Source organism: Bradyrhizobium sp. SZCCHNR1017 (assembly GCF_032381375.1).
Classification (GTDB): domain Bacteria; phylum Pseudomonadota; class Alphaproteobacteria; order Rhizobiales; family Xanthobacteraceae; genus Bradyrhizobium.
In genome coordinates this window covers 548,731-569,415 of the sequence record NZ_JAUHIR010000003.1, presented here as the reverse complement: position 1 = coordinate 569,415, position 20,685 = coordinate 548,731, and the positions used below count along the sequence as shown (strand labels likewise).

Genomic DNA, 20,685 nt, shown 5'->3' with positions numbered 1-20,685 from the left:
AGGCTTCGTGGGATTCTTGATTGCGTCGCTGCGCTCGCAACGACGCTGATCTCAATAGTTCGTCTGTTTGGCCCGCTCCGGAAAGGCCGCCGCCAGTGCTGCGCCGTCGGCCCGCAGCACGCCACGCTCGGTGATCAACCCGCTCACCAGCCGGGCCGGGGTGACGTCGAAGCCGTAGTTCGCAACTGGCGATCCCGGCGGCACGATGCGCACGGTCTCGATGCGGCCGTCGGCGGTGCGGCCGGTCATCTCGGTCACTTCCTGCGCACTGCGCTGTTCGATCGGGATCTGCCGTCCCTCGGCAACGGCAAAGTCGATCGTGGGCGACGGCAGCGCGACATAGAACGGCACACCATTGTCATGCGCGGCCAGCGCCTTCAGATAGGTGCCGATCTTGTTGCAGACGTCGCCATTGGCGGCGACGCGGTCGGTGCCGACGATGGCGAGATCGACCATCCCATGCTGCATGAGATGGCCGCCGGTGTTGTCCGGGATGACGGTATGCGCCACGCCGTGATGCCCGAGTTCCCAGGCAGTCAGCGAGGCGCCCTGATTGCGCGGCCGGGTCTCGTCGACCCAGACATGGATCGGAATGTCGCGATCGTGCGCGAGATAGATCGGCGCGGTCGCCGTGCCCCAATCAACGGTCGCAAGCCAGCCGGCATTGCAGTGGGTCAGCACGTTCACGACTTCGCCCGGCTTCTTGCGCGCCGCGGCCGCCTCGATCAGCGCGAAGCCGTGCGCGGCGATGCCCTGGTTGATCGTGACGTCCTCGCCGGCAATGTCGACGGCGCGGGAATAGGCCGCATCGCGACGCTCCGACGGCGCCAGCCGGCGCAGCATGGTGCTCATCGTGTCGAGCGCCCATTTCAGGTTGATCGCCGTCGGCCGCGTCGCGATCAGCATCTCGTAGGCGCGGTCGATGCCGGGATCGGAGCGGTCGTCGCGCATCGCCAGCGCCATGCCGAACGCGGCGGTAGCGCCGATGAGCGGCGCACCGCGGACCAGCATGCCGCGGATCGCGTCAGCGGCCTCCTCGCATGTCGTGATCTTCGCCACCACGAACTCGTGCGGCAATCGGCGCTGATCGATCGCGCAGACCGACCAGCCATCGGAGTCGAGCCAGATGCTGCGATAGTGCCGGCCGTCCACCTTCATGTTCGATCCCCCTCAGCCGCGCAAGATACGGCTTGCGACCGCATCGAGCTTCTTCAGAAGCTCGGGATCGCGCGCCTCCGGCGCAGTGATCAAGGCTGTATCGAGCGCACGGTCGGAGCCGATCGGGCACGGTTCGTGCTCGCGCGGAAACTCGCGGGCGAGCCGCGAGACCAGTGATTTGGCCTTGTCGGCGTTGGTGGTGAGCACGCGAATGATGTCCTGCACGGTAACGGCGTCATGATCCGGATGCCAGCAGTCGAAGTCGGTCACCATTGCGACCGTCGCGTAGCAGATCTCGGCCTCGCGGGCGAGCTTCGCCTCCGGCATGTTGGTCATGCCGATCACCGAATAGCCTGACGCCTTGTAGGTCATGCTCTCGGCATAGGTCGAGAATTGCGGCCCCTCCATGCAGACATAGGTGCCGCCGCGCACGACCGCGATGCCTTCCGCCTCGGCCGCCGCCGCCAGATGAATGCGCAACCGCGGCGAAACCGGATGCGCCATCGACACGTGGGCGACGCACCCCTTGCCGAAAAACGAGCTCTCGCGCTTGTAGGTGCGATCGACGAACTGATCGACCAGCACGAAGGTACCCGGCGGGAGCTCTTCCTTGAACGAGCCGCAGGCCGACAGCGACACCAGGTCGGTGACGCCAGCGCGCTTCAGCACGTCGATGTTGGCGCGATAATTGATATCGGAGGGAGACAGCCGGTGTCCCTTGTCATGGCGCGGCAGGAACACGATCGGCAGGCCCGCGATCGTCCCCCGGCGTACCGGCGCCGACGGCTCACCCCAGGGGCTCGCGATCACCTCTTCGCGGGCATCTTCCAGTCCCGGCAGATCATAGATGCCTGAGCCGCCGATAATGCCAAGCACAGCCTTCGTCATGACGTCCCCATCTCCAACCGAGACGAGAATGCCAGCTTTGCGACGAATTGAAAACAGCGACGCGGTGATCCGTGGGGCGTGGCAACTGGATCAGGCAGCCTTGGCTGCCGCCAGCTGACCGCTCACCAGACGCTCCAGCGTGGCGACAGACTGGAAGTTCTCCGGCGTGATCAGCTCCTGCGGAATGGTGAAATCGAACTCCGCCTCAAGCGCCAGCATCAGGTTGACCATGTCCATGGACGTCAGCCCGATGTCGACGAGCTTTGCATCCGCCGTCACGTCGGCGGCCGTGGCGTTCTGCGCGAGGATATCGCGCACGAGCGCCACGATCCTGTGACTGACATCGACATCGAAACTCGGCATGGGGACCTCTTCACTCGCGGCTTGTTCGGGCACGTCGGATCTGATCGACGCTCGCGCAGGGAGATAATGCAATTCGGCGTCGAAAGAGTTACGCCGCAGCCCGTTCCAAGTCTGAACTCGTCTTAACGCTAACGGCTTGGTCCAGAATTCTCGGACCAAAACAACCAGGAATTAACCCCCACCCGTCGATGGCGCGGCGTTTACCCTGAATTTCGTCGACGTATTTGAATCAAATCCATACCCTGCGTGCAGCCCAAAGAAGGCGCAGTGCATCTGTCCTGATCTTGCGAGGACGCACGTGCCGATCTCTCAACGAGACAAAATCCGGAGTATCGATCGGTCATGACTCTCCAGGGAACCGCGCTTCGAAACCCGATCCCCGACGATGGCGAGAGCCTCCTGCTCGATCGCAGCGACATGTTCCTGCAGCGGACCGCCGCTGTTGCCGCGCAGGCCGCCGCGGAAGCCGACGAGGTCGACCGTGACGGCCGCTTCCCGAAGGCAGCAATCGAAGCGTCACGCGAGCACAAGCTGCTCGGGATGCAGATTCCTGTCGAGTTCGGTGGCTTCGGTGCCTCGATTCACGACATTGCCGATGCCTGCTATGCGCTCGGCCGCGCCTGCGCCTCCAGCGCCATGATCTTCGCCATGCACCAGACCAAGGTCGCCTGCCTGGTGCGTCACGGCCGCGGCAGCGCCTACATGGAATCCCTGATGCGCCGTATCGCATCCGAGCAGCTGCTGATGGCCTCGTCCACCACCGAGGGACAGAACGGCGGCAACATCCGCGCAAGCGCTGCGGCCGTCGGCCACGAGAATGGCCGCATCTCGCTGAAGCGCGACGCCACGGTCATCTCCTATGGCGCGGAAGCCGATGGCCTCGTCACGATTGCACGGCGCGCCGACGGCGCCGCCGCCTCCGATCAGGTGCTGCTGGCGCTGACCAGGGACGACTACACGATCTCGCGCACCCTTGGCTGGGAAACGCTGGGCATGCGCGGCACCTGCTCAACAGGATTCGCGCTCGAGGTGAGTTGTCCATCCGACCGCATGTTCACCGAGCCCTATGAGCGAATCCACGGCCAGACGATGACGCCGTTCGCACATCTGTGCTGGTCGTCGGCCTGGGCCGGCATCGCTGCGGCCGCAGTGGAGCGCGCTCAGCGCTTCCTGCGCAAGGCCGCACGCGGCGCCGGCGGACAGATGCCGCCGGCAGCTGCGCATTACACCGCGGCGAAGATGGCGCTGGCCCGGCTGCGCGCGATGATCGTCACCAACATGGATGCCTTCGTCGCCCATGAGTATGACGAGCGGGCGCTGGGTTCGCTCGACTTCCAATCCTCCATCACGCTGTTGAAGGTGCAGGCCTCTGAACTTGCCGTCGAGACCGTGATGCATGCCATGCGCGCCTGCGGTCTCTCGGGCTATCGCAACGACGGCGAGTTCTCGATCGGCCGCCACCTGCGCGACGTTCTGTCGGCGCCGATCATGATCAACAACGACCGTATTCTCGCAAACATTGCCACGGCCAACTTGATGAGCACGGTACCGACTTCGCTCCATGAATGATCGCGCCGATTGCAGCCATTGCCTCCACCCAGGATTTGCACAATGACGATTCCCGTTCTCCCGCAGTCGCCCGAGATTGCACCCCAGCCGGCCGACGCGCTCGATCATCTGACCGGCGCGCTGTTCCATCGCATGGGCGCGGATGGCGTCTATGCGCGGACCGCGCTGTATGAAGGCGTGGTGGAGCGGCTCGCGACGCTCATCACGCGGCATCGCGAGCCCGGCACGGAGGTCATGCGCTTTCCGCCCGTCATGAGCCGCGCCCAGCTCGAAAAATCGGGCTATCTCAAGAGTTTCCCCAACCTGCTCGGCTGCGTCTGCGGCCTGCACGGCACCGAGCGGGACATCCATGAAGCCGTGGCACGGTTCGACAAGGGCGGCGACTGGACCACCTCATTGTCACCAGCCGACCTCGTGCTGTCGCCCGCGGCCTGCTATCCGGTCTATCCGATCGCGGCGAGCCGCGGCGCGCTGCCGGTCGGCGGCCTGCGCTTCGACGTCGCGGCCGATTGCTTCCGCCGCGAGCCGTCGCGTCATCTCGACCGCCTGCAGTCGTTCCGGATGCGCGAATATGTCTGTATCGGCACGCCCGACGACGTCTCGGCATTCCGCGACCGCTGGATGGTAAAGGCACAGGCGATTGCGCGCGATCTCGGCCTGTCGTTCCGCGTCGATCACGCCAGCGACCCGTTCTTCGGCCGCGTCGGCCAGATGAAGGCGGTCAGCCAGAAGCAGCAGGCGCTGAAATTCGAGCTGCTGGTGCCGTTGCGCTCGGAGGAGCAGCCCACCGCCTGCATGAGCTTCAACTATCATCGCGAGCATTTCGGCACCACCTGGGGCATCGACGATGCCGACGGTGCGCCGGCGCACACCGGTTGCGTGGCCTTCGGCATGGACCGCCTGGCAGTCGCGCTGTTCCACACCCACGGCATCGATCCGACGCGCTGGCCGTCGCGCGTGCGGGAAGCGCTGCAATTCGAGCGCCAGGCAAGCACCGTCGGCTGACGCCACCAAGCCGCCGGCGAGGGATCGGCAGACCATCTCATGAGCGCGCTCCAGCCACCGATCCGGTGCCGCGAGATCGGAGCCTCCGATCTGGACGCGGTCGCCGATCTCTTGGCGCGCGGCTTTCCCCGGCGCCCCCGCCGCTATTGGTCGAGCGGCCTGCAGCGACAGGCCGCGCGCCCGACGCCCGAGGGCTATCCACGCTACGGCTACCTGCTCGAGCAGGGCGGCAATGCGGTTGGCGTCCTGCTGCTGATCTACAGCAATCGAGGCACACCAGCGCAGCCCCGGATCTGGTGCAATCTCTCGAGCTGGTATGTCGAGCCGGCGTTCCGCAACTACGCGACGATGCTCACCGCGATCGCCCAGCGGCGGCCCGAGGTCACCTACGTCAACATCAGCGCCGCGCGCCGGACCTGGCCGATCATCGAGGCTCAGGGGTTTCGTGCCTATTGTCGCGGCCTGTTGTTTTCCATTCCGGTACTCTCGGCTGCGGGCCAGGGTGCTCGAGTCCAACAGGTCGCGGCAGATGCGCACGCTGTAGACGGCATTCCATCCGACGAAGCGGATCTGCTGATCCGCCACGCCGGCCATGGCTGTCTCAGCATCGTGGTCAGGTCGAAGCAGAGCAGCATTCCCCTGGTGCTGCAGCAGGCGCGCATCCGGCAAGGACGGTTCGCACTGCCCGCCATGCAGCTGATCTATTGCCGCGACATCTCAGACTATGTCGCCTGCGCCGGCGCCGTCGGCCGTTTCCTGCTGCTGCGGGGCCGCGTGTCCGTCATCGTCGACGCCAACGGACCGGTCGCCGGGCTGTACGGCGTCTACACCGAACGCCGCGGCCGCAAGTACATCAAGGGGCCGCAGCCGGCGCGGCTCGGCGATCTCAGCGACACCGAGCTTCCGATCTACGGGTCCTGACCTATGCCGCCGCCCTGGCCTGGTGCGCATAGTTCCAGTACAGCGTGCGCGCACGGCTGAACACCGGACCGATCGGCATCGTCCGCTCGTCGATGCGGATCACCGGCGCGACCTTGGCGAAGTTGCCCGATGAGAATATCTCGTCGGCGTTCAGAAAATCGTCATATCGAAGCGTCGTCTCGACCACACTGACGCCGTCGCCTCGCAGCAATTCGATCACGCGCTGTCGCGTGATCCCGTTGAGGAAGGTTCCGTTCGGCACTGGCGTGAAGACAACGCCATCCTTGACCATGAACACGTTGGCATTGCCGAACTCGGCGACGTTGCCGAGCAGATCCAGCATCAGGCAATTGTTGAAGCCGCGCGAGGCCGCCTCGATCAGCGCGCGCGAATTGTTCGGATAGAGGCACGCCGCCTTGGCGTCGACCGGCGCGCATTCGGCCGTCGGCCGCCGGAACGGCGACAGCGTGATGGCGTTGCCCGTCGGCTGCGGCATCGGCGCCTCATAGATGCACAGGCACCAATTGGTGGTCTCGGGATCGAACATGACACCTCCGCCGGCGCCGTGCTGCGCCCAGTACATCGGGCGGATGTAGAGCTCGGCTCTTGCTGCGAAGCGCGCGACGCCCTCCCGCGCCAGCCCCATCCAGGTCTCGACGTCCACCACGGGCTTGAGCCGGAAATTGATCGCGGACTGATTCACCCGCGCGCAGTGCCGATCGAGATCGGGCGTCACGCCTTCGAATGCGCGCGCCCCGTCGAACACGGTCGATGCGAGCCACGTCGCGTGGGTCCGGACGCCCATGATCGGTGCATTGCCCTCGCGCCATTCGCCGTCGAAGAAGGTCCAGGTCTGCGAGTAACTGACAGGCTTGACGATGTGGGTCATGGCGGCGCTCCCGTTCGGCATCGATCGTATCTGCACTTCTGGCGTGAATATTTTAAGGATTTCCCGGTCGCGACCTGCCGCTCATGATCGATTCACTGCTGATGGGCACAATGCCCGATGCCTTGGTTAACTGGAGCTGTCATGCCGCTCGACCCTCGCGCCCAGCGCCTGCTTTCGATGGTGGCGGCCGTTGTGACGGAAAGCCGGGAGCCTCCGAGTCCCCGGCAACGCCGGCAGTCGCTGGCGAAGCTGATGCAGTTCGCGCGCAACGACTGCGGCGCCGTCATCACGCGGGACGGCGATTTCTCCGGTCCCTCCGGGCTGCTTCGTTATCGCCTGTATACGCCTGCAGCAGGCCTGGACGATACCGGGATGCCGCCCGGCTTCGTATACTTTCACGGCGGCGGTCTCGTGGCAGGCAGCATCGACACGCACGACAAGGTCGCCGCCGCGCTTGCCGCCGCCGCCGGCTGCCGGCTGCTCTCGATCGACTACCGTCTCGCTCCCGAGCACACGTTCCCCGCAGCAATCGAGGATGCGATCGCTGCGGTTCACTTCGCCATCGATCACGCGGCCGCGCTCGGCATCGACGGCAATCGCATTGTGATCGGCGGCGATTCCGCGGGCGCCACGCTCGCCGCCGCGGTTTGTCAGCAGGCTGCCGGCAGCACCGGTCTCAGGATCGCGCTGCAATGCCTGATCTGCCCGGTGCTTGATTTTTCCAACCCCTGGCCGTCGCGCGAGTTGTTCGGGACCGGCTATCTGATCGACAGGGCGACCTGGCAGGCCGACCTCGCCGACTATCTGGCCGGCGAGGTCGATGTCGCCAATCCACTGATATCGCCCTTGTGCCGCGAGACGCTGGCTGGGCTTCCCCCCGCCGTGATCCACACCGCGGAGTTCGATCCGATGCGCGACGAGGGCAATGCCTATGCCGCACGACTCGCGGAGGCCGGCGTCACGGTCGCGCATGTCTGTCACGACGGCATGGTTCACAATTTCCACGCCCTCGGTGCGATCCTGCCGCAGGCGAAGGTCGCACTGGATCTGGTCGGGCAGCAGATCCGGTCGCTCCTGCGTGTCCCTGTTGCGCGCTAATTCGAAGCTCTTCGGCCACATATCGTTAGGGTTATTTCGTCGTTCTTGTCGCGAATTATTGCCCGCTTTACGCCTGCGCTCCTACAACGACACCACTCGCGGAATACGAGCAGCTCGCCGCATTGATCGAAGCGAGCGGGGAGATCGCCGATGCGCAACGAGACGATTGCAATCCACGCCGGCTATGAGCCGGAGGCGACCACCAAGGCCGTCGCGGTTCCGATCTATCAGACCGCCGCCTACGCCTTCGACAGCGCCGATCACGGCGCCGCGCTGTTCAATCTCGAAGCCGAGGGCTATCGCTACAGCCGGATCTCGAACCCGACCACGGCGGTGCTCGAGAAGCGCGTCACCGAGCTCGAGGGCGGCGTTGGCGCGCTCGCCGTCGGCACCGGGCAGGCGGCGCTTCACTTCGCATTCGTCAATCTTGCCGATGGCGGCGGCAATATCGTCTCGGTGCCGCAGCTCTACGGCACCACGCACACGCTGCTCGGTCACATCCTGCCGCGCCAGGGCATCACCGGACGCTTTGCCGAAAGCGATGCGTCCGACGCCATCGAGCGTCTCATCGACGAAAACACCAAGGCCGTCTTCGCCGAGACGATCGGCAATCCCGCCGGCAATGTCTGCGACATCGAGGCGCTGGCGAAGGTCGCGCATCGCAACGGCGTCCCGCTGATCGTCGACAACACCGTCGCAACACCGATCCTGCTGCGGCCGTTCGATTACGGCGCCGACATCGCGGTGCATTCGCTGACCAAGTTTCTCGGCGGTCACGGCACGACGCTGGGCGGCATGCTGGTCGACAGCGGCAACTTCCCCTGGAAGGATCACGCCGACCGCTTTCCCGCCTTCACCCAGCCCGACGCGTCCTATCACGGGATGGTCTACACCGATCATTTCGGCCGCAGCGCCTATATCCAGCGCGCGCGCAGCGTCTATCAGCGGACCATGGGCGCGGTGCTGTCGCCGTTCAATGCCTTCCTGCTGCTGCAGGGCATCGAAACGGTCGCCCTGCGCATGGAGCGCCACGTCGAGAATGCGCGCAAGGTCGCCGAATTCCTGCGCAACGATCCGCGCGTCGCGTGGGTCAACTACGCCGGTTTCGCCGACAGCCGCTATTATCCCCTGGTCCAGAAATATCTCGACGGCCGGGCGTCGTCGCTGTTCACATTCGGGATCAAGGGCGGCATGGAGGCGGGCAAGGCGTTCTATGACGCCCTGAAGCTGGTCACACGGCTGGTCAATATCGGCGATGCGAAGTCGCTGGCCTGCCATCCCGCATCGACCACGCATCGGCAGATGCCGCCGGACGACCAGCGCAAGGCGGGCGTCCTCCCGGAGACGATCCGGCTGTCGATCGGCATCGAGCATGTCAGCGACATCATCGAGGATCTCGACCAGGCGCTCGCCCAGGCCTGCCCTCGCACGCGTCAGCTGGATGCGGCGGAGTAGAGCGATCAGCCGATGACCCTGCTGTTCGACCGACATCGCAGGATCGCGAGCCCTGCCCTCGCGCCCGCTGAATTCGACGACCGCGGCCGACGCCCGATCGAGCTTTCGATCGGCCTCGTCAACAACATGCCGGACAGCGCCCTGAAGGCGACTGATCTCCAGATCGGCCGCCTGCTGCGGCAGTGCGCGCCGCGGCACGTCCGCATCCGCCTGCACTGCTTCTCGCTGCCCTCCATCTCTCGCTCGCAGGCGGCCAGGAGCCACGTCGCCCAGTCCTACGCCGACATCGGGTCGCTCGATCGGCTCGGCATCGACGGCCTGATCGTGACCGGCGCCGAGCCTGTCGCCGCGGCCTTGCGCGACGAGCCCTATTGGTCGGACCTCACCTCCGTGATCGACTGGGCCAGAACCAACACGCGCTCGACCATCTGGTCGTGTCTCGCGGCCCACGCGGCCGTGCTGCATCTCGACGACATCGAGCGGCAGCGGCTGGCGAGCAAATGCTCCGGCATCTTCGACTGCGTGAAGGTCCAGGACGACTGGCTCACGCACGGCATCCATTTGCCGCTTCAGGTGCCGCACTCGCGCCTCAACGCCGTCAACGAGCCGCTGCTGGCGGAGCGCGGCTACGACATCCTGACCCGCTCGGACGAAGTCGGCGTCGACATTTTCGCGCGCTCGACGCCGAGCCGGTTCGTGTTCTTTCAAGGCCATCCCGAGTATGACGCGCTCTCCCTGCAGCGCGAATACATGCGCGACATCGCGCGCTTTCTCGCCGGGCAGCGCGACGACTACCCACGGCTGCCGAAATCCTATTTCAGCGCCGAGAGCGAGGCGGTGCTCAACGCGTTCGAGTGGCGGGCCAAGGAAAGGCGCGACCCGACGCTGGCGGCCGAGCTCCCGGGATTGACGCTGCGGCCCGATCTCGCCGCAGAAAGCGCCGCCCAGACGCTGTTCAGCAACTGGATCGGTCATCTCGGGCAAACCGGATAGCGCCAAGGCCCGCCTTTCATCGGGGCGATCGCGCAATGGCGCGCTATCTGTTAGATTGGCACGGCACACTTCGCTTGCAAGGTTCCGATGGCCCGACGCACCGGCAGCGCCGATCTTCCGCTCCATTCCGGACGCGTCCCGGCCTGGCTCGGCACGCGCATGGCCTCGCTCGGCGCCATCATCACCCAGGCGATCGTGCATCATTACGGCCGCGACGAATTCCTGGCGCGGATGTCGCATCCGTTCTGGTTCCAGTCGTTCGGCGCCGTCATGGGCATGGACTGGCATTCCTCCGGGATCACCACGAGCGTGATCGGCGCGCTGAAGCGCGGGCTGAAGCCGCTGTCCGGCGAGCTCGGCATCTACGTCTGCGGCGGCCGCGGCGAGCATTCGCGCAAGACGCCCGACGAGCTGCGCCTGCTCGGCGACCGGCTCGGCCTCGACGGCGAGGAGCTGGTGCGGACCAGCAAGCTCGTCGCCAAGGTCGACAGCGCCGCGGTGCAGGACGGCTTCGACCTCTATCTGCACGGCTTCTTCGTCACCGCCGACGGCAAATGGACCGTGGTGCAGCAGGGCATGAATGGCGACGCCCGCCAGGCCCGGCGCTACCATTGGCATTCGCAACAGCTCGCGAGCTTCGTCGACGCGCCGCACAGCGCCATCGACGGTCCCGTCCAGGGCGAGATCGTCAACCTCACCGACAAGCGCGCCGCGCCGTCGCGCGACGCCCAGCTCGAGCTGCTCACCGAGCTCGGCCCCGACCGCGTCGTCGCCGAGTTCGCGCGGCTGAGCACGCCGGAGCCGGCGCAGGGCCTGCTGCCGCATCTCGTCATGCCGGCGCATCACGACGTCAGGCCGAAGGACGTATTCGCCCGCCGCCTGCACGGCACGCTGGCGGCCGCGGCCGAGCGCGGCCCGGTCGACTTCCCCGACCTGCTGCTGACGCCGGGCGTCGGCGCCCGCACCGTGCGCTCGCTCGCCATGGTCGCCGAAGTCGTGCATGGCGCGCCGTATCGATTCGGCGACCCGGCGCGGTTCTCGCTGGCGCATGGCGGCAAGGACCGGCATCCCTATCCGGTGCCGATCAAGGTCTATGACGAGACCATCCGCGTGCTCAAATCGGCCGTCGGCAACGCCAAGCTCGGCCGCGACGAGGCGCTGTCGGCGCTGAAGCGGCTCGACGACCAGGCCCGCCGGCTGGAGCGCAGCGCGACCGGCCCCTCGCTCGATGCCTACATCGCGACAGAGCGCGCCGCCTCGCCAGAGCTCGACGGCCGTTCGGTGTTCGGCTGGGAGCGCGATCTCATCCAGCGCACCGGCGAGGCGTAGCGGCATGCCGGCGCGCAGCGCGGGCGTGCTCGCCTTTCGCCGCACCGCCGATGGACTCGAGGTGCTGCTGGTGCATCCCGGCGGCCCGTTCTGGCGCAACAAGGATCTCGGCGCCTGGTCGATCCCGAAGGGCGAGTTCGGCGCCGGCGAGGCGGCCGAGGCGGTGGCGCGGCGCGAATTCGCCGAAGAGCTCGGCACGACCCTGACGGCGCCGCTCGTTCCGCTCGGCGAGATCAAACAGCGCGGCGGCAAGGTGGTCGAGGCATTCGCCGCCGAAATCGATCTCGATGCCGACAGCATCACCAGCAACGCGTTCGAGCTCGAATGGCCGCCGCGTAGCGGCCACGTCAGGCGTTTTCCCGAGGTGGACCGCGCCGCCTGGTTCGACCTCGCCGAGGCGAGGGTCCGGATCAATCCAGCCCAGGCCGCACTGCTCGACCGTCTCGTGGCGATCGGCGGAGGGTGAGCTGTCACCATCCGCCGCCGACGTCACGCCGCTCGGACGTTGCCGAGGAATCGCCCGGTCTGGGTCTTGAGCTGATCCGACTGGCTGCCGAGCTGGGAGGCCGCGCTCAGCACCTGCGCCGCCGCGGCGCCGACCTGGCCGGACGCCTCGCGCACGCCGACGATGTGCTGCATGACCCCCTGGGTGCCCTGCGCCGCCTGCTGGACGCTGCGGGCAATTTCCTTGGTCGCGGCACCCTGCTCCTCGACAGCGGCTGCGATCGCGTCCGTGATCTCGTTCATCTGGCCGATGGTCGCGCCGATCTCGCGGATGGCGTTGACCGTCGAGCCGGTGGCGTCGCGGATGGCTTCGATCTGGCTGGTGATCTCCTCGGTCGCCTTGGCGGTCTGCGCCGACAGCGCCTTGACCTCGTTGGCGACCACCGCGAAGCCCTTGCCGGCCTCGCCGGCACGCGCCGATTCGATGGTGGCGTTCAGCGCCAGCAGGTTGGTCTGGCCGGCGATGGTCTGGATCAGCGCCATGACCTCGCCGATCTTCTGCGACGCGTGGACCAGCCGGTCGACCATCGCCTCCGTCCGCGTCGCCTGCCCGACCGCGTTCTGAGCGATCGAGGACGACTGCGTGACCTGCTTGGCGATCTCCTGGATCGATGACGACAGCTGCTCGGCGGAGGCCGACACCGTCTGCACGTTCTTGGCGGTCTGCTCGGCGGCCGCGGCCACCTTCGCGCTCTGGTCGGTCGTGCCGGCGACGATGCTCGACATCGATTGCGCCGAGGTCTGCAGCTCGCCGGCGGCGGTCGCGGTGGTCTGGATCACGCCGCCGATCGAGCGCTCGAACTCGTCGGCGATCCGCACCAGCACCGTGCGGCGCTCCTCGGCGGCCTGCTGCTTGGACTGCTCCTGCTCGGCCCGGAGACGCTCGCTCTCGGCGAGATGGTCCTTGAAGACCTGCAGGCTGCGCGCCATGCGGCCGATCTCGTTCCTGCGATCCGTGAACGGCACCTCGAGGCCCAGATTGCCCTTGGTCAGCTCGTCCATCACGGCGCAGGTACGGTCGAGCGGAACGACGACGCTGCGTCCGAGCCAGAAGGCGACGACCGCGGCCACCAGCAGACCTGCGAGCGCGCCGAAGCCGGCCCACAGCGCGCGCTGATAGACGACCGCATCGACGTCGTCGACATACACGCCGGCCTGGATCGCCAGCATCTTGTCGCCGCTGCCATAGGCGCCGACATAGGACATCTTCGGCAGCTCGGTCGTCCCCCCCGCGCGCGGCACCTTGTACTCGACGAAGCCGCCGCCGGCGCGCGCCATGCGCACGATGTCCTGGATCAGGAGCTTGCCGGTGGAATCCTTGAAGTCCCAGCGGTTGACGTTGATGTATTTCGGGTTGGCGTGGACATAGGTCACGCCCGCGTCCGACGATCCGGTTCCGTAGACGCCGAGATAGTCGTTGTACTGGCCCCAGCGCATTGCGCCGATCGCGGCGTAGGCCTGCTGCCGCGCCTGCTCCGGCGCCATCTTGCCGGCGGTCGCCGCGGCGTCATAATAGCTCAGCACCTTGACGGCGGACTCGACGAGGTTGCGGACCATGGTCTGCCGCTCCTCGAGAACGGTTCCGCGCAGCATCAGGATCTGCATGGCGGAGACGGCGAACAGTGCGATCGACATCACGGCGATGATCGCCGCGAGACGCTGATAGACAGTCAGGTGTCGCATTTTCTGGTTCTCGTTGCGTGGACTGTATGCACGATACCAACCGTACATTAATGGTTTGCTATCCGTGCCGTCCGAACCCTGGCGAACTAATTAGTTTTTGGACAGATCATGTCCACTCACGCGAACTCAAGCCTGAGAACAACCAACCCGAGCTGGGTTGGCGATCGTTCGAATAACATGCGATAATCAGAGAAGTATCGTCCAACGGGACGGCCGGTTCCCTGCCAGTTCCAGTGGGTCAGGTGTTGAGTTCCCACGAAGTTTCGTCGTCGCGACGCGTCAGGCGCCCGAACTTTGTGCAGCGAAGCCCTCACGTCATCGAGGGCGCAGGGAAGACCAGGCATCGGCTGATTCCTGCGGCCCCCGTGCGGAAAGGAATGCACGGGGCAGGAACCACAGGTTCAGCCGGGTTTGCCCGGCCTTCCCTGCGCAATGGTGTTACGGCTGCTTCGCACTCTCCTCGGGGACCGGCGTTCTTGCCCCCGTTTGCGACAACGCGCCAATGGCACGCCGCGCAGGCATCAGCGTCGGGATGCCAGGACCATGCGACTTGACCGTCCGTGCCGGCGCCGCTCGTCAGTCGGCGCCTGCCCGTCCATCACATCCCACCTCAACGCTCCTGACGATGCGCAGCGCCCCTCGTCGATGAGGCGGGACAATCAGAGAGAAGCACAAATTCCGATAAAACGAAAGAACAAAATTTGCGCAAGCGAGCGCGATTGCGCCGATGTCGTTGAGACGGCGAATGAACTTCGTGTTTCGGCGCAGGGGGAATGGGGCATGTCGCGGCGCTCCCGGCGAGCCCATGTCCGGCCCGACGGGCGACTCGGTCGAACGCCTCAGGGAGAGACCGCCGCGCGCGCCGGCCGGCGCTGCCGCAGCAGCAACAGGATGACCACCGCCGCGCACGAGCAGGCCAGGCTCAGCGCCAGCGGCGCTTTGCTGCCGTAGCGGGTCAAGAGCTCGACGAGGATGGGCGCCGACACCGCCGACAGCAGGTTGAGCGGCAGTCCGATCTGGGCGGACGCCTTGGCGAACGCCGCCTTGTCGTAGAACACCAGCGGCATCGTGGCTCGCGCCACGGCGAGCGCGCCGCTGCCAAGGCCGTAGATCAGGATGAAGCCGCCGATCGCGGCGTGCGAGCCGTCGCTCAGCATCAGCAGCAGCATCGCCACCGGCAGCGCCAGGCCGGCGACGATCGCGGTGGTGATGCCGTCCCAGCGGCCGCCGCCGAGAAAATCGATGGCGCGGGCGCTGATCTGGATCACCCCCAGCATCGAGCCGAAACCGACCGCCTCGGCCGCCGACAGGCCCTTGGCCTTCAGGAGCTCGATCAGCACGGCCCCCATCCCGAACGCGACGAAGGCGTTGAGGCCGGAGGCGCCGACCAGCAGATAGAACGTGCCGCGCGACGGCGTCGATGCGGGAGCCGACGCCGGCGCATCCGATGACGGCGGCAGATGATCATGGACGCGCCGCGGCAGCAGGAACACGAACAGCGGCAGCGAGACCAGCAGCAGCAGGCCGGCATAGACGAGACAGGTGCTGCGCCAGCCGATATGCGCGGAGAGGGCCGAGGTGACCGGCCAGAAGATGCTGCTCGACAGGCCCGTGACCAGCATCAGCGCGCCGATGGCGCTGCGCGCGCGCAGGCCCGCGATCTCGTTGAGCACGATGTAGGAGGCGGTCGAGAGGGTGGCGCTGCCGGCCACGCCGAGCAGCAGCCAGGCGGCATAATAAGAGAGCGGCCCCTGCGCCGCAGACAGCAGCGCGTAGCCCGGCGCCGCCAGCAGAGTGCCCGCGATCATCACCCGCCGCCCGCCATGCTTGACGAACGGTCGCGCCAGCAGCGGCGAGCACAGCCCCATCGACATGTACAGCACCGTCGTGCTGGCGAAGATCGCCGTCAGCTCCATCTCCAGATCCGCCGCCATCGCCCGGCCGATCACCGCCGGCAGGCTGAGCGTGCCCCAGGCGATCAGCTGGGTGATGGCGAGCACGATCAGGACGCGCAGGAGGGATGGGTCGGCGATGACGGAGGGCATTTCGGACGGGGGCACTGCACGGAGGTGACGCGCGGCGCGCGTTGCAATCCTAATCCTAGAGCATTCGCGCCGAATCAGCCCCGCTGTTTCGGAATTGCGGCCCCGCCACCGGCGGGGTGCTCGTGCCAGGTGCCGGCAACTGCACGCACGGCCGCCGGCCCGAGCAGGAACAGCATGAGCAGCGCCGCACGGGAGCAGCCGATCGTCAGCCCCCATGGGTCTCAAGGCGAAGCAAGAGCATCGCCTAACGCGCCGCAGAGCGGCGCTCCTCACCATGAGGGCCGCGAAAAAGACCCTCATCCCGAGAGGCCGCCTTAGGCGGCCATCGCGAAGGATGGCCGCGAAACGAGCGCTCGCCACAGCTTGTCGCCTCATATGCGATCGCCCCACCCTATCGGCGGAGCTCAAGCTTCGCGCGTCTGAAGGAGGTGTGATCGGAACCAGTCACGCGCAGCCGAGGATGATCGTTCGAAGTGCTCGACATAGGGCGCGAAATGCCCGCAAGGCAAACTAACAAACTGTTTTGGCTCGCCGGCGCGCGCGAACGCCTCCCGGGACGCCTCGATCGGCATCAGCATGTCGCCCTCGGCCGCGATCAACATCAGGGGCCGCGGCGCGATGCGATGTAAGAAGGCGACCGGCTCGAAGCTGAAGGTGAGCTCCAGGCTGCGCACGGTAACCTCGTTGCGCCACAGCGGCGAGATCTTCGCCGCCTCCATGCACCAGTCGTAGGCGTCCGATGTCCCCAGGATGCACGGCGTCGTCGCCGGATCCTGCGCCACAACCTGCATGGTCATCGGCGGCTCGCCCGCGGCACGGGCCAATCGCTCGCCGACGAACAGCTGCGACAGCTGCGCCTTCGTCTCCGCCGGAATGTGGCTCCAGATCGCGCCGCCGCTGAGGAACGAGACCTGCACTGCCACGCAGCGGATGCGCTGATCGATCGCCGCCGCCTGGATGGCGACACCGCCGCCATAGCTGGAGCCCCAAGCGCCGATCCTTCTGGGATCGACGCGCGGCAGGGTCATTGCGAAGGTGATGGCATCGCGGTAGTCGGCCAGTTGCTGCATCGGGTCGATCTCCTGCCGGACGCGCCCTTCGCTCTCGCCAAAATTGCGGGATCATAGACCAGCGCGCCGAGACCGGCTGCGCTGAACGCGGCGGCATATTTGTCGAGATAGCTTTCCTTGAGCCCGCTGAAGCCGTGATGAAGCACGACGATGGGCGCTGTCGGCGCGTCCCCCTGCGGCGGCACGTGCCAGCCGCGCAGCACCGTACCATCGTCGGCCTTGAAGGCCACCTTCTGGAACCCAGCCCGCAGCTCCGAACCGACCATTGCAACCTCCCTTTGCTCTCGTCTCTCCGCCTTGTCTGCACGGCGGTCACAGCCTAGGCTCTAGTCCAAGCGCGGCACCGACGTCCCGGACGGCAGCGAAAGCGAACCCGGACGACGGCGAAACGCGGGCGGACGCAGCCGCCGCAAGCGAGGGCCTCCGGGCGGCCGAGGGAAAGCGTTGCAGATGCCGAACGTGCAAGGGTTTGCCTCGCTGACCGCGCCCACGACGTCCCTCGACCCAATGCTCGGCTGGACCATTCACGAGGCCATCTCGCTCCGTCAGCAGTTGAGGCAGCTAGGCGATGCTCTCGTGATCGAAGCGCAGGTCGCACAGGGCTGCGCCGGGATGCGCCGCGCTTCCGATGCCGGTCTGGTGGTCGTGATGACCGTGATCGAAGGCCGGGAGCGCGGCGAGGACTCAACGGGCACGGTGCTGTTCGAAGCGGGCGACGTGATCGTCTGGAACACGCGCGAGACGCTCGCCTTCGCCACGCTCAGTCCGCTGCGCAAGATGATGATCGCCTGCCCTGAAGCCGTGATCCGGAATTTTCACCCCGACCTGATCGGACGCGGCCCCCTGCATCTGCCCGGCCGGCACGGCTTCGGCGCCGCCGTGTCCGGTTACTTCGAGGGCTTCGCCGGCACGCTGGCCGAGATGGACGACCGCGAGGCCCATGCCGCCGTCGATACCGGGCTCGAGATCGTCGCCAGGGCTGCGCGCCTCGTGCGCCGCGACGCTGCACCGCGCCGCTCATCCGCGCGGCTCGCGCGCATCATGAGCTACATCGACGCACAGCTGCACGACCCCGATCTCGACAGCGCCGAGATCGCCGCCCACTTCGGACTATCCGTCCGCTCCTTACAATTGTTGTTCGCCGAGCACGGCACCACGCCCTCAGAATGCATCCGCCAGCGCCGCCTCAACCGCTGCCGCCGCGACCTCCAAGCCGCGCGCCGAACCGAGAGCATCACCGACATCGCCCTGCGCTGGGGCTTCAACGACCCCTCGCATTTTAGCCGCCTCTTCCGCCGTCGATATGGCGTGCCCCCGCGCACGCTCGTGCGGAAGAGGCCGGAGGGCTGACGGCCCGCAGCGATTTCATCTTCTCGCAAATGAACGGAATGGCTGGGATGGACGACTGGCGGAGAGAGTGGGATTCGAACCCACGGTACGGTTTCCCGCACACACGCTTTCCAAGCGTGCGCCTTAAGCCACTCGGCCATCTCTCCGGCGGCCCTCTCTTGGCGGGGTCGGCGGCGTTTTGCAAGCCGGGCGGGGGCCTCGGCGGCAAATTTCCCCCAAATCGCTGATAAAAATCATCAATCCGCCCTGGTTGCGGGCTCGGCCGGGGGCCGCCGCCGCTCGCCGGCCGATCGATGAACCGGCCGGCCGGCCGGCACGACCACTGATTTGCAGCCCGTCGGTCCGGCTGCACACGAGGGACCTCGCGATGCCGTCATCCACCCCTGCCCGTCTCGCCGTGCTGCTGGCGGCAGCATTCAGCCTGACTGCCGCCGGCCCGGCGCGCGCCGATCAATGCACCAAGCAGGGCGTCGACGTGACCTGCGACGACGGCCGCAAGGGGATCTGGCAGGGCGATGCGATCCTGTGGCCGGACGGGACCAAGTCCAGCCTGAAGCCGCACCCGTCCGTCATCGTCGGCAACAAGGCATCGGTGGTGGTGGGACCCGGCGTGTTCGTCGGACAGGGCAACGGGATGGTGCCGATGGACAATCCGAGTTCGCCAAACAAGCTGCGCTGCGCCGTGCTCGACGGCGTCTCCTACTGCCATTGAGCCTCGCCGCCGTGCGGCGGCGAGGTGTAACGCCCGGTTCAGTGATAGCGCGCGCCGGGCGACAGCATCCGGCCGGCCAGAAAACCCGCCGGCGCTGCAGGCAGAGGCTCGATCTCGACCTCGGCCGAGTCACCGTCCTGCAGGGTCTCGACGAAGTCGGCAAACCATTGCTGGATCGAATGGCGGCGCAGCTTCGTCATCATGATCTCATAGCGCATGCGGCGCTCGTTGAGCGGCATCGACAGCGCCATCGCGATGGTCCGCGCCATGCCGTCGATGTCATGCGGATTGACGATCAGCGCCGCGTCGAGCTCGTTGGCGGCGCCGGCGAATTTCGACAGCACCAGCACGCCGGGATCGACTGGGCTCTGCGCGGCGACATACTCCTTCGCCACCAGGTTCATGCCGTCGTGCAGCGGCGTGACGACGCCGACCTGGGCGCTGCGATAGAGGCCGGCCAGCACGCCCTGACCATAGCCCTTGTTGAGGTAGCGGATCGGCGTCCAGTCGACCTCGCCATGGCGGCCATTGACCTCGCTGACGAGGCGCGCGACCTCGCTCTGCAGATTGCCATAGGCCTCGATCGATTCGCGCGACGGCGTTGCGATCTGCAGCAGTGACGCGGCGCGCAGCAGGCTCGGGTGCATCGTCCACATCCGGTCGAACGCACTGATGCGGTTGACGAGGCCCTTGGAGTAGTCGAGCCGGTCGACGCCGATGGCGAGCTTCTCGCCATTCAGGCTGCGGCGCAGCCGCGACACGTCCGGATGCGCCACCGCCTTGGCCGCCTGCTGCGCAAACTTGTCGGCATCGATGCCGATCGGGAACACCGCCAGACGGGTGCGGCCGTGCAGCGACCTGACCACGCCGTCACGCACCTGCAAGCCGAGATCGGCGCGGATGCAGGCGGTGAAGTTCTCACGATCGTCCTCGGTCTGGAAGCCGATCAGATCATAGGCGAGCATCGCGGTGACGAGATCGCGGTGATTCGGCACGCTGTCGATGACGCTGCGCGCGGGCCACGGCGTGTGCAGGAAGAAACCGATCGGGCTCTTGACACCGAGCGAGCGCAACTCCGCGCCGAGCGACAGGAAGTGATAGTCCTGGATCCAGAACAAGGTGTCCGGCTTCTGGAACCGGAGCAGCGCGCGCGCCACGAAGGCGTTGACCTCGCGATAGGAACGATAATCATCATGCGAGACGCTGATCAGATCGCTGCGTGAATGCAGCGCCGGCCACAGCGCCGAATTGGCGAAGCCTTCGTAGTAGCCGGCATAGTGCGCAGCCGGCAGATCCAGCAGCGCGAGCGCACCTTCACCGATCTGCTCGATCTCCGCGATCGGCTCCGTCTGCGCGCCGTCGCGCACACGTCCCGACGATCCCACCCATACTGCCCCCGATTTCTCCACAACGGGCAGCAATGCTGCCGCAAGTCCGCCGGTCATTGGCTCGTTGGCTTTGCCACGTGCCACCCGATTCGAAACCACGACGAGGTTCACAGCTCCCTCCTGTTGGTCATGTCGGTTAACAGCTGTTCATCAATATGGTTCCAGGCCACCCTTTCAACCAAATGAAACCAAATTCGGGCATTCGCGCGGTGTAATCACAGCGTCAATCAAGTCAGAACGTTTCTAATCAAGAGCGACGCATGCA

The 20,685-nt window shown here is 66.4% G+C and carries 19 protein-coding genes and 1 tRNA gene; 10 read left to right on the top strand and 10 right to left on the bottom strand.

Annotated elements, in window-relative coordinates:
• Window positions 1-51: 51 nt before the first annotated feature.
• The 3 genes from mtnA to QW863_RS11510 all read right to left on the bottom strand — a co-directional run bounded on the left by mtnA (window position 52) and on the right by QW863_RS11510 (window position 2,409).
• Window positions 52-1,158 (bottom strand): S-methyl-5-thioribose-1-phosphate isomerase, encoded by a 1,107-nt coding sequence (mtnA, locus tag QW863_RS11520; RefSeq protein WP_315717039.1) that lies wholly within the window; start codon window positions 1,156-1,158, stop codon window positions 52-54.
• 12 nt (window positions 1,159-1,170) lie between these two features.
• Entirely contained in the window at window positions 1,171-2,046 is an 876-nt protein-coding gene (locus tag QW863_RS11515) for an S-methyl-5'-thioadenosine phosphorylase (protein ID WP_315717038.1), read from the bottom strand.
• 90 nt (window positions 2,047-2,136) lie between these two features.
• A complete protein-coding gene (locus tag QW863_RS11510) occupies window positions 2,137-2,409 on the bottom strand; it encodes a phosphopantetheine-binding protein (RefSeq protein WP_315717167.1) in 273 nt (90 codons plus the stop codon).
• A gap of 417 nt (window positions 2,410-2,826) precedes the next feature.
• On the opposite strand from QW863_RS11510, the gene QW863_RS11505 reads away from it, so the two are divergent.
• From QW863_RS11505 to QW863_RS11495, 3 genes are read left to right on the top strand one after another with little or no spacing between them, the layout of a single operon-like run.
• A complete protein-coding gene (locus tag QW863_RS11505; protein ID WP_409977914.1) occupies window positions 2,827-3,978 on the top strand; it encodes an acyl-CoA dehydrogenase family protein in 1,152 nt (383 codons plus the stop codon).
• 42 nt (window positions 3,979-4,020) lie between these two features.
• Window positions 4,021-4,983, top strand: coding sequence for an amino acid--[acyl-carrier-protein] ligase (locus QW863_RS11500; RefSeq protein ID WP_315717036.1), 963 nt, complete (start codon window positions 4,021-4,023; stop codon window positions 4,981-4,983).
• A gap of 39 nt (window positions 4,984-5,022) precedes the next feature.
• Window positions 5,023-5,904, top strand: a complete 882-nt coding sequence (locus QW863_RS11495; RefSeq protein WP_315717035.1) for an acyl-CoA acyltransferase — start codon at window positions 5,023-5,025, stop codon at window positions 5,902-5,904.
• Between the two features lies 1 nt (window position 5,905).
• Here QW863_RS11495 and QW863_RS11490 read toward each other — a convergent pair whose 3' ends face one another.
• The gene (locus QW863_RS11490) at window positions 5,906-6,793 is read right to left on the bottom strand and encodes a branched-chain amino acid aminotransferase (protein WP_315717034.1); all 888 of its coding nucleotides are present in this window, start codon (window positions 6,791-6,793) and stop codon (window positions 5,906-5,908) included.
• A gap of 141 nt (window positions 6,794-6,934) precedes the next feature.
• Here QW863_RS11490 and QW863_RS11485 point away from each other — a divergent pair, with 141 nt between their 5' ends.
• From QW863_RS11485 to QW863_RS11465, 5 genes are all read left to right on the top strand, one after another.
• Window positions 6,935-7,891 (top strand): alpha/beta hydrolase, encoded by a 957-nt coding sequence (locus QW863_RS11485; RefSeq protein WP_315717033.1) that lies wholly within the window; start codon window positions 6,935-6,937, stop codon window positions 7,889-7,891.
• Between the two features lie 150 nt (window positions 7,892-8,041).
• The gene (locus QW863_RS11480) at window positions 8,042-9,346 is read left to right on the top strand and encodes an O-acetylhomoserine aminocarboxypropyltransferase/cysteine synthase family protein (protein WP_315717032.1); all 1,305 of its coding nucleotides are present in this window, start codon (window positions 8,042-8,044) and stop codon (window positions 9,344-9,346) included.
• Window positions 9,347-9,358: 12 nt separating this feature from the next.
• Window positions 9,359-10,339: a homoserine O-succinyltransferase gene (locus QW863_RS11475; protein ID WP_315717031.1), complete on the top strand. Its 981-nt coding sequence runs from the start codon at window positions 9,359-9,361 to the stop codon at window positions 10,337-10,339.
• Window positions 10,340-10,426: 87 nt separating this feature from the next.
• Complete coding sequence (locus QW863_RS11470; RefSeq protein ID WP_315717030.1) at window positions 10,427-11,668, top strand: DUF763 domain-containing protein; 1,242 nt, start codon at window positions 10,427-10,429, stop codon at window positions 11,666-11,668.
• Between the two features lie 4 nt (window positions 11,669-11,672).
• The gene (locus QW863_RS11465; RefSeq protein ID WP_315717029.1) at window positions 11,673-12,134 is read left to right on the top strand and encodes an NUDIX domain-containing protein; all 462 of its coding nucleotides are present in this window, start codon (window positions 11,673-11,675) and stop codon (window positions 12,132-12,134) included.
• Between the two features lie 23 nt (window positions 12,135-12,157).
• Here QW863_RS11465 and QW863_RS11460 read toward each other — a convergent pair whose 3' ends face one another.
• The 4 genes from QW863_RS11460 to QW863_RS11445 form a co-directional block, all read right to left on the bottom strand.
• Window positions 12,158-13,855, bottom strand: coding sequence for a methyl-accepting chemotaxis protein (locus QW863_RS11460; protein WP_315717028.1), 1,698 nt, complete (start codon window positions 13,853-13,855; stop codon window positions 12,158-12,160).
• Between the two features lie 839 nt (window positions 13,856-14,694).
• On the bottom strand, window positions 14,695-15,900 hold the full coding sequence (locus tag QW863_RS11455; protein WP_315717027.1) for an MFS transporter: 1,206 nt from the start codon (window positions 15,898-15,900) through the stop codon (window positions 14,695-14,697).
• Window positions 15,901-16,304: 404 nt separating this feature from the next.
• The gene (locus QW863_RS11450; protein ID WP_315717026.1) at window positions 16,305-16,970 is read right to left on the bottom strand and encodes an alpha/beta hydrolase; all 666 of its coding nucleotides are present in this window, start codon (window positions 16,968-16,970) and stop codon (window positions 16,305-16,307) included.
• Window positions 16,925-17,236 carry a hypothetical protein gene (locus QW863_RS11445; protein WP_315717025.1) on the bottom strand — a complete coding sequence of 104 codons (312 nt, stop codon included), beginning with the start codon at window positions 17,234-17,236 and terminating at the stop codon, window positions 16,925-16,927. Before QW863_RS11445 ends, QW863_RS11450 begins: the two co-directional genes overlap by 46 nt.
• A 184-nt stretch (window positions 17,237-17,420) precedes the next feature.
• On the opposite strand from QW863_RS11445, the gene QW863_RS11440 reads away from it, so the two are divergent.
• Complete coding sequence (locus QW863_RS11440; RefSeq protein ID WP_315717024.1) at window positions 17,421-18,320, top strand: helix-turn-helix domain-containing protein; 900 nt, start codon at window positions 17,421-17,423, stop codon at window positions 18,318-18,320.
• A gap of 56 nt (window positions 18,321-18,376) precedes the next feature.
• Here the strand turns inward: QW863_RS11440 and QW863_RS11435 are convergent.
• A tRNA-Ser gene (locus QW863_RS11435) sits at window positions 18,377-18,466 on the bottom strand.
• A 221-nt stretch (window positions 18,467-18,687) separates the two neighbouring features.
• Here QW863_RS11435 and QW863_RS11430 point away from each other — a divergent pair.
• The gene (locus QW863_RS11430; RefSeq protein WP_315717023.1) at window positions 18,688-19,032 is read left to right on the top strand and encodes a hypothetical protein; all 345 of its coding nucleotides are present in this window, start codon (window positions 18,688-18,690) and stop codon (window positions 19,030-19,032) included.
• A gap of 38 nt (window positions 19,033-19,070) precedes the next feature.
• Here QW863_RS11430 and QW863_RS11425 read toward each other — a convergent pair whose 3' ends face one another.
• Window positions 19,071-20,531, bottom strand: a complete 1,461-nt coding sequence (locus tag QW863_RS11425) for a trehalose-6-phosphate synthase (RefSeq protein ID WP_315717022.1) — start codon at window positions 20,529-20,531, stop codon at window positions 19,071-19,073.
• Between the last annotated feature and the right edge of the window lie 154 nt (window positions 20,532-20,685).

Coding starts and splice junctions, on each gene's coding strand:
- QW863_RS11475 (WP_315717031.1), top strand. CDS start 9,359: ATGACCCTGCTGTTCGACCGACATCGCAGGATCGCGAGCCCTGCCCTC.
- QW863_RS11445 (WP_315717025.1), bottom strand. CDS start 17,236: ATGGTCGGTTCGGAGCTGCGGGCTGGGTTCCAGAAGGTGGCCTTCAAG.
- QW863_RS11480 (WP_315717032.1), top strand. CDS start 8,042: ATGCGCAACGAGACGATTGCAATCCACGCCGGCTATGAGCCGGAGGCG.
- QW863_RS11460 (WP_315717028.1), bottom strand. CDS start 13,855: ATGCGACACCTGACTGTCTATCAGCGTCTCGCGGCGATCATCGCCGTG.
- QW863_RS11470 (WP_315717030.1), top strand. CDS start 10,427: ATGGCCCGACGCACCGGCAGCGCCGATCTTCCGCTCCATTCCGGACGC.
- QW863_RS11430 (WP_315717023.1), top strand. CDS start 18,688: ATGCCGTCATCCACCCCTGCCCGTCTCGCCGTGCTGCTGGCGGCAGCA.
- QW863_RS11505 (WP_409977914.1), top strand. CDS start 2,827: ATGTTCCTGCAGCGGACCGCCGCTGTTGCCGCGCAGGCCGCCGCGGAA.
- QW863_RS11500 (WP_315717036.1), top strand. CDS start 4,021: ATGACGATTCCCGTTCTCCCGCAGTCGCCCGAGATTGCACCCCAGCCG.
- QW863_RS11485 (WP_315717033.1), top strand. CDS start 6,935: ATGCCGCTCGACCCTCGCGCCCAGCGCCTGCTTTCGATGGTGGCGGCC.
- QW863_RS11450 (WP_315717026.1), bottom strand. CDS start 16,970: ATGCAGCAACTGGCCGACTACCGCGATGCCATCACCTTCGCAATGACC.
- QW863_RS11455 (WP_315717027.1), bottom strand. CDS start 15,900: ATGCCCTCCGTCATCGCCGACCCATCCCTCCTGCGCGTCCTGATCGTG.
- mtnA (WP_315717039.1), bottom strand. CDS start 1,158: ATGAAGGTGGACGGCCGGCACTATCGCAGCATCTGGCTCGACTCCGAT.
- QW863_RS11490 (WP_315717034.1), bottom strand. CDS start 6,793: ATGACCCACATCGTCAAGCCTGTCAGTTACTCGCAGACCTGGACCTTC.
- QW863_RS11515 (WP_315717038.1), bottom strand. CDS start 2,046: ATGACGAAGGCTGTGCTTGGCATTATCGGCGGCTCAGGCATCTATGAT.
- QW863_RS11495 (WP_315717035.1), top strand. CDS start 5,023: ATGAGCGCGCTCCAGCCACCGATCCGGTGCCGCGAGATCGGAGCCTCC.
- QW863_RS11510 (WP_315717167.1), bottom strand. CDS start 2,409: ATGCCGAGTTTCGATGTCGATGTCAGTCACAGGATCGTGGCGCTCGTG.
- QW863_RS11465 (WP_315717029.1), top strand. CDS start 11,673: ATGCCGGCGCGCAGCGCGGGCGTGCTCGCCTTTCGCCGCACCGCCGAT.
- QW863_RS11440 (WP_315717024.1), top strand. CDS start 17,421: ATGCCGAACGTGCAAGGGTTTGCCTCGCTGACCGCGCCCACGACGTCC.